We start from the raw sequence: 1,607 nt of genomic DNA, 5'->3' as shown, positions 1-1,607 counted from the left end.
TCGGAGTTGTTTCGTGTAAAGTACATCGTTTGTCCGTCCTTGGTGAATGCCGTCGAAGATTCGTGGGTTTTCTTGTTCAGGATATTGGATAGCTTGTCCACATCGGTAAAGTTGCCTTGACCGTCCTGTTCCGCTTTATATAGATTTAAAAAGGAACCGTTGTTCCATTTATGGATGTTCTTCGTTAGCAGTCCGCTGTCCCTCGCTGTCGAGAACACCAGACCTTCTTCATAGAAAGAGGGTGCAAAATCCGATACCTTCGAGTTCAGCCCGATGTTCTTCAGTTCGTACCTGCCCGAACGCTCCTCGATCTGTTCCAGGTAATCTTGGTTCTCTCCAAAAGTGATGGCACGTTGATCGTTCGCCTTTGCACTCTTGAACTTGTTCATCCAAGTGTCCGATTCTGTATAGTTTTCAAGTGACTTTAGCGTCTGTGCATAACGGTACATATATTCGGGGTCGATATCCGCTCCTTCCAGTGCGAACAGTTTGCCGTACCAGCTCGATGCCTCTTCGTAGTTCGCGTTCAGATAGTTCGCGTTACCGAGGTTTTTGTATACCTCTTCTTCGGTATACCCGTCCTTTACCAGCTCTTCGTACGACTGTATCGCAGAGGCATAGGCATAGTTGGTGAATTTTGTATCCGCTTTCTTTACTTTATTGTCCTGTGCGCTTGCCATCATAGCCATTACCGCCAAGCCACAAAAAATATATCCTGTTTTTTTCATGTCGTTTTTTTAAAAGAATCTTGGGGTGATCACTCGTTTGTACTTGTTCAAAAATTCATATCTAAGCATGATCTCGAAAGAACCGTCGTTGAACCTTGTCGCTCCAAGATCGGTCGTTTCCTTGTCATATGCCAGGCCCAACATGAACTGGTCGTTCAGCTGAAAGCCGAACAGTGCGCTGAGTGCCGCGTCCCATCTATACGCTGCTCCCAAAGAGAACTTGTCGTTGAACAAAAAGTTCGCACTAAGGTCTACCTGTAAAGGTGCTCCCTTTACCGCCTTGATCAATGCCGCCGGTTTGAACTTTACGTTGTTCCTTAGATCGAACACATAGCCCGTGATCAAATAGAAGTTCATACGTTCTTGTGCGATCAGGCTCGAACTGTTCGAATCGGAACTGTCGAAATGCTCGGTCTGTAAAAAGTTCGGTACCGATAGCCCTGCATAGAACCGGTCCGTATGGTAATAGATACCCGCTCCAAAATTAGGGGAGAATTTATTATCGATATTCGGCAGGTTCGTCTCCGCACCGTAGTTACGTAGCTTTGTAAAATCCACGTTGAACAGGTGTCCGCCAGCTTTTAGTCCAAAGGAAAGCTTGCCTTCCTCAGAGGTCTTTACCGTATAACTGAACGCGGCATCGATATAGGTATCCTGGTTGGTACCGTTACCGATCTCGTCGTTCACCACCGATAGGCCAAGACCTACATGGTCGGATACCGGTGTATGGAAGTTCAGCGTCTGCGTGGTCGGTGCGCCATCTAGCCCCACCCACTGCGAACGGTGCAGCGCGGCGATGCTCAACACTCCTCGGGAACCTGCGTACGCAGGGTTCACCGATATCGTATTGTACATGTACTGTGTGTACTGCGCGTCTTG

Annotated in this window: 2 protein-coding genes; both read right to left on the bottom strand. The window is 47.7% G+C overall.

The window, feature by feature from the left end:
• Positions 1-728 (bottom strand): tetratricopeptide repeat protein (locus CLV90_RS00680; RefSeq protein ID WP_407943364.1); only part of this gene is annotated, 728 nt, incomplete at its 3' end.
• Between the two features lie 9 nt (positions 729-737).
• Positions 738-1,607: PorP/SprF family type IX secretion system membrane protein (locus CLV90_RS00675; RefSeq protein ID WP_133685605.1), on the bottom strand; the 870-nt coding region annotated here is incomplete at its 5' end.

It is taken from the genome of Maribacter spongiicola (genome assembly GCF_004364165.1).
Taxonomy (GTDB): Bacteria; Bacteroidota; Bacteroidia; order Flavobacteriales; family Flavobacteriaceae; genus Maribacter; species Maribacter spongiicola.
The sequence above is the reverse complement of the archived record's forward strand: the minus strand, read 5'-3'. Positions and strand labels throughout refer to the sequence as shown.